We start from the raw sequence: 6,302 nt of genomic DNA, 5'->3' as shown, positions 1-6,302 counted from the left end.
TGATTCATAATATCATACAACAGCACTAAAAATGCCAAAAACAGGGTTTCGAGACGAAAGAAAAGGAAGGGTAAATTAGAGAATTAGTCAATTTGAGAGTTAGGAAATTTGGAATTTAATAAATGCAAAAGTGACTTATTGGAGGTTTCGGGAAAACTTTAAAAGATATGGAAGGAAGAGGATAGTAAGAGGTGCAAGGGTTAAATGTATTCGACGAGAGGTAATATAGTGATGCAAAAGCGATTGAAAAAATAGTATTCTGTTATATTTAACAGATGTTAAATTAAGTATTTTTATAAGTTTGACATTAATATTATTTAGATTTGTTTTATATAATTCAAAAAAGTACTACCTTTGCAGTCCTATTTAGTGAAGAATGAAAAGTAAAAAGAAATATACACAATCATTACGATACCAAAGGTTCATCTCTTTGGTACTCATTGCTTTTCCTATTTTTTGCTCAACTCTTCACGCTCAAACTGCAACTCTCACCACTGTTTCTCCTACTACTATTTCTGATACTACACAGCCTATTCAGTTAGAAGAAGTGGTAGTAACTGCCAAAGAACTTCCTGCTGCTACCTCTACTTCGCTTATCGATCGCAAAGCTATGCGACACCTTCAGCCGTCCAGCTTTGCCGATTTGGTGAGTTTGCTCCCTGGTCGGCAAGTTACGACTCCCTCACTGAACTATGCCAATACGCTCACTCTCAGGCAAACAGGAACGCCTATGGACGACTATAGTATTTCCTCTTTAGGCGTAGGCTTCAATATTGATGGTGTTCCCTTAGATGTGAATAACAATATGCAATCTACAGTAGGTACCGGAATGATTATCACCCCTCAATCGAATTACGCCGATGAGAAGCGCAACACTACCCGCTCAGGGGTAGATATGCGCACCATTGCTACCGATGATATTGAAACAGTGGAGATTATACGTGGTATTCCATCGGTGAAATTTGGTGACATCAGCAGTGGAGTAGTAACAATTCACCGCCAAAAAGGCTATACTCCCCTTAGGGCGCGTGCCAAAGCCGATGGGTTTAGCAAACTTTTCTATATAGGCAAAGGCTTTGAACTTACTGAAAATCGTCTCAAACTCAACTTCAGTTTGGATTATTTAGATTCCCAACCCGACCCACGTAACAGCTTTGAAAACTACAAACGTTACACTGCTTCGGCTCGTGCCGAAAAACACTTTAATACCGAAAATCCGCTTACGTGGAATTTCAGCATCGACTATACGGGCACTATCGACAAGGAAAAACGCGACCCCGATGTAGGTTTTGATCGCTATGATGCTTATCAATCTACTTACAACAATATCCGTATCGCCAATGGGCTGAGTTGGGAACTCCACAAAACATTCTTCAAAACATTGGTACTCAAAACTAGTTACTCGCAGAGTTTTGACCGTATTGAACAAGACAAATGGGTGCAAATCACCAATGCGCGCCCTGTCTTCACAAACACAGAAGCAGGTGAATTTTATGGCGCATTTTCCGACCCTAACTATGTGTCGCACTTGCTCATAGATGGCAAACCGCTACACCTTTATACCGACTTTGCAGCAGGAGGTTATAAACGTTTTGCAGGATTCCTTAACGAGTTTCTTATAGGGCTTACTTACAACTACAACAAAAACAACGGTCTGGGTCAGGTATACGATTTGGCGCACCCACCTTCACCCGAAATGACTACACGTCCGCGTGCTTTCAAGAGTATTCCCGCGATGCAGGATATGTCTTTTTATGTTGAAGAACAGTTAGAAAAAACCTTTTGGCATACCGATTTCTTCTTGCGTGCCGGTTTGCGTGCCAACACCCTTTTAGGACTCGATTCACGCTACACATTGCATAACAAGGTGTGTTTCGACCCACGTGTGAATATGAAAGTTACTTTCCCTAAAATTGAATTTACTAACCAAAAAGCTCTCAGTATCAGTCTTACAGGTGGTTGGGGAAAACACAGCAAACTCCCTACTCAAGAGATGCTCTACCCTCAAGAAAAATACGAAGATTTTGTTCAGCTAAATTACTATCACAACCAAAGGGCATACCGCCAATTGCACTATAAAACGTATATTTTCCCGCAAGTGAACTACAGCATTATGCCCGCGGTGAACAGCAAAGCCGAAGTGCGCCTTGGCTTGGAATACGACCACCATTCGCTGTTTATCACCTATTTCGACGAGCGTATGCAATCGGGTTTTCGAAAGATGAGCGATTATCACAAGGTATTCTATAAAAAATACGATGCTACAGGGCTCAATCACAATGCAATTACTGCCCCTCCTTTGGTAGAAAACCTGCCCTATACTGTGCAAGACGCCCTGATACTCTCAGATATGGAGAGCAATGGCTCAGCTATCGATAAACAAGGGGTGGAATTTCAGTACAGTAGCAAACGCCTACAATTGCTCAACACTCGCTTTACCCTTAGTGGTGCGTGGTTTAACAGCTTGTATTACAACTCATTACCTGTATATCGTCCTGCCGATAAAGATGTCATCAACAACCGCAAATATTACAATCTGGGAGTATATCCTGAAATGGAGAAGTACGACTGTGAACAGTTACAAACCAGTCTCGTAGCCGACACTTACCTTCCTGAACTGCATCTCATCACCTCTGTGCGTTGCGACCTCACTTGGTATGTTATCAACAGCAGTCCATCTCTTAGTCGTGTGCCCACTCACTACATCAGTGAAGATGGCGTGCGTCACCCATATACAGGGACAGAAGCGAGTGACCCCGTATTGCAATGGCTCATACGCCCTACAACTATAAGTCTCAGTGATAGAACTCCACTATCAATGAACATACATCTAAAAATATCAAAAGAATTCTATAAATACTTTACCCTTTCGATATATGTAAACAATCTGTTCAACTTTTACGAGGACTACCGTGTGAACAGACAATACATCAACCGTCGTGGACTTATCAACCCCTATTTTGGAATGGAGATGAACATTTCTTTAGGGAAGAGTAAATTAGCAAATTAGTAAACTAGCAAATTAATAAATTAACATATTATGAGACATTTAAAACAACTTTTAGCTTTAGCACTTACTTTAGTGCTCTTAAACGCTTGTAAGAAGGATGATGATAATATCAACACCATTGTTACAACACGCAATCTTACCCTTCAGCTACAAAATCCTGATAAGGTAACCAATGTTCGGTATGGTACGCTCACCCTTACTCTTACAGAACTCAACAAGAATGAGAAAGTAGAACGTATTTTTACCAATCTTTCTCAAAATGAATTAACCCTTCCTCTTTTGATGGGGAGCTATGAACTGCGCATTGCCACCACTGCTACTTATACCCTTGATGGCAAGACCGTAGCAGGTGAACTCAGTGCTTTCGTTAGCAAAATAGATGTGCTTAGCGATAGCTCCTTTAAAGTACCTTTATCTATCAAAGCTAAAGGTAATGACTTTATTATAGAAGAAATCTTTTTTGTTGGCACTTTAACTCCTGAAGGAAAACAATACTTTGGTGACCAGTATATCAAACTTTATAACAATACCGATAAGGTGCTTTACGCCGATGGTTTGGTATTAGCAGATTCTAAGTTTTTAACGGTAACCAAAAGAGATTACACTCCCAATATAATGAAAGAGGCCTTTGCAGTAGAAGGTATGGTGCAAATACCTGGTACAGGCACTCAATATCCCGTGCAACCAGGTGCTTCTATTGTTATTGCTGAACAAGGAATTAACCATAAAGAAAACAATCCTAATTCTTTAGATTTGAGCAAAGCTAACTTTGAGAATTATTATCCTCCAAGAGTAAAAGATATAGATAGCCCTACTGTTACCAATAACATCAATTTGTATGGTATTCTCATATTCAATAATCGAGGTAATAGAAGCTATGTGATAGCGCGTTTCCCAGAAGGTACTGCTACTTCTACGCTTAGATATGACTATGAATATGAAGTTAATGTTAAAGGCAAAATAGTTAAAAAGACAGGAAGTACGTTGAAAATTCCTAATGAGTGGATAGTAGATGCCGTAAATCTAAGTACTGAAAAAGGTTTCGAATGGTTGGTGACCGATACTTCTTTGGATTCAGGCTATACTTATGTAACTAAAGATGAGGGAGACAAAACCCGTTATGGCAAATCTGTACGCCGCAAGGTTCTTTCTGAAAACAATGGTAAGCCTATCTTTAAAGATACTAACAACTCTACTGAAGATTTCGAAATCCTCACTACACCTACACTTAAAAAGTGAAAAGTGAAGAGTGAAATATTGCTTTTGCAGATTTAACTTTGCCAAAGTTAAACTTTGGCAAAGTTTGTAGCATTTTTTATTGACAAATCAATGAATTAGAATTGACACATCGTCCACTCAACATATTATTTTTATTTTTTCTCTGCGAGATGATTGCTTGGGGGCAAGATACTATTGATACTCTCCTGCTGAAACTGAAAGAGCAACAAAGTGCTCAACGCATTTACAACACTTACTTTCAGAATCCGGCAGCAATGACAGATTGGGGAAAATATCGCTTTTCGTCGGTGCAAACAACTTACGAGGGAAGCGATAAGCAGGCGTATGCCCAACAGTATCCTGAAGGTCATACTGCTTTCTCAGTAAAGGCGAACTCTTATTTTCCTTATGACAGCACGCGTACGCTTTGGGGTGATGCGTCGTATATAAATCGAACCCTAAAGCACATTCGCTGGAACGAGTCGTTAGATGGTGAGTTGCTGTATCCTTACTTCACTGCTGATGCCATAGGGGGAGATTTGCACAGCGAACAATACGCCTTTACGGGTGGTTTTGCCAAACAATGGCAATGCCTGCATTGGGGCATCTCCTTGAATTACCAAGCTGAATTAGCAAGTAGGGATAAAGACCCGCGTCCTAAGGATATTACTTCGCAATTGCAATTGCGATCGGGTTTTATGTGGAAGGTAATGCAGTGGAAGATGGGTGTTTATGGCACTTTTGTGAAATATACCCAATCAAACGAACTGAGGTTCTTTAACGAATTAGGGTTGCCTACGGTGTACCACCTCAATGGCTTGGGGTATTACAACCATTTGCTGAAAGGCAATAAACTAAGGGCTTTTTACGAAGGTTATGGTTATGGTGGAGGAATGGCTATCAGCAGGGCGGACGACTTTTTTCTCACAGGGGATTACCATCAACTGACGATTGAGAAGTATATGACTGATGACAATGGGATTGTTGCAGTAACCCTGACCAATAGGGTACTCAATACAGAACTTACCAAATTGTTCCGTCGTGCTCACTATCACTACGGATTTAAATTAGGATATTATCAGCAAAGTAAAAAGGGCGTAGAGCCTATCCTCTCGGGGCGCAATAACAATTGGACGGAGGTTATTGCGAAGAACAAAAACTATACCCTTAAATGCGAGCAATATCAGTTAGGTGTGCTTTTTGGTTTCGACAATGCTGTGCAGTATCGTATAATGCCTTATGTGAGTTATGAAACCTATCGTGAGGATTATACTTTGGCGAGGAGTTTTCAGTATTTTGATTATATGAATGTTGGAATGACGATAAGTGTTGTAGCACCCTTAGGGGAGAAGAGTATAGGGGTAACAGGCGTGCAGTATCGGTATCGGAAAGTATTACACGAGAATTATCTATTGCGCAATGACCGCAATGAAGCTGAGCTCAGCACAATGCTTTTGCATAATGCCCGCTTTCTTGCTTCGGATCGACAGCGTTTTGAGGTGAGTTTGCAATACCATCACAAACTTTCGCCTTCATTAAGCTATTTTGTAGGGTTTAACAGTGAAATAGGAGTATTTGCGAGTCAAAAAGTGAATACTTTTCATCAATTTAGTTTAGGGCTTACTTTCTGAGTTTGATATAAGGGGGAGTACTATGCGAGCAGTGGGTTATTAATTAGGAAATTAGAAAATGTGAAAATTAGAAAATGAGGAAATTAGAAAATTAGGAAATGTGGAAATTAGTTGGAGAATTTCGGAGAGACTCAGAGAAGGGGTTTAGACTTCGGAGGAAAACGAAAAATATCAGAAGTAGACTGAGAGGGATTTTGAAGGAAAAAGGGTATGAGGATGAATGTAGTTAGCTTATAGAGAGCTTATAGGAAGCTTATACGAATCTTGGAAGATTGGTATAGAAAGGGTATACAAATAATTGATTAATAGTGTAATACAACAACGCTAAAAATGTTAAAAATGGGGTTTCGAGGCGAAAGAAAGAGAAATAGGCGATAGACCTTAGTCCGTAGGCACTAGGAGGGAGTATGACGGAAAAAGGAAGAAATGACGAGTGACAAATG

General features: G+C 40.0%; 3 protein-coding genes. All 3 read left to right on the top strand.

Translation table 11 applies throughout. From position 1 onward, the window contains the following. The first annotated feature begins 376 nt into the window (after positions 1-376). The 3 genes from HMPREF9072_RS11050 to HMPREF9072_RS11040 all read left to right on the top strand — a co-directional run bounded on the left by HMPREF9072_RS11050 (position 377) and on the right by HMPREF9072_RS11040 (position 5,859). Positions 377-3,010 carry a TonB-dependent receptor plug domain-containing protein gene (locus HMPREF9072_RS11050; RefSeq protein ID WP_009411781.1) on the top strand — a complete coding sequence of 878 codons (2,634 nt, stop codon included), beginning with the start codon at positions 377-379 and terminating at the stop codon, positions 3,008-3,010. Positions 3,011-3,040: 30 nt separating this feature from the next. After that, positions 3,041-4,249 (top strand): DUF4876 domain-containing protein, encoded by a 1,209-nt coding sequence (locus HMPREF9072_RS11045; protein WP_009411780.1) that lies wholly within the window; start codon positions 3,041-3,043, stop codon positions 4,247-4,249. Between the two features lie 101 nt (positions 4,250-4,350). Then, positions 4,351-5,859, top strand: a complete 1,509-nt coding sequence (locus tag HMPREF9072_RS11040; protein ID WP_232300852.1) for a DUF6850 family outer membrane beta-barrel protein — start codon at positions 4,351-4,353, stop codon at positions 5,857-5,859. Positions 5,860-6,302 lie beyond the last annotated feature (443 nt).

It is taken from the genome of Capnocytophaga sp. oral taxon 324 str. F0483 (assembly GCF_000318315.2).
GTDB lineage: Bacteria > Bacteroidota > Bacteroidia > Flavobacteriales > Flavobacteriaceae > Capnocytophaga > Capnocytophaga ochracea.
This window is presented reverse-complemented; position numbering and strand designations above follow the sequence as displayed.

Bases quoted from the DNA above. Each gene is read 5' to 3' on its own strand.
- HMPREF9072_RS11050 (WP_009411781.1), top strand. From the start codon at position 377: ATGAAAAGTAAAAAGAAATATACACAATCATTACGATACCAAAGGTTC.
- HMPREF9072_RS11045 (WP_009411780.1), top strand. From the start codon at position 3,041: ATGAGACATTTAAAACAACTTTTAGCTTTAGCACTTACTTTAGTGCTC.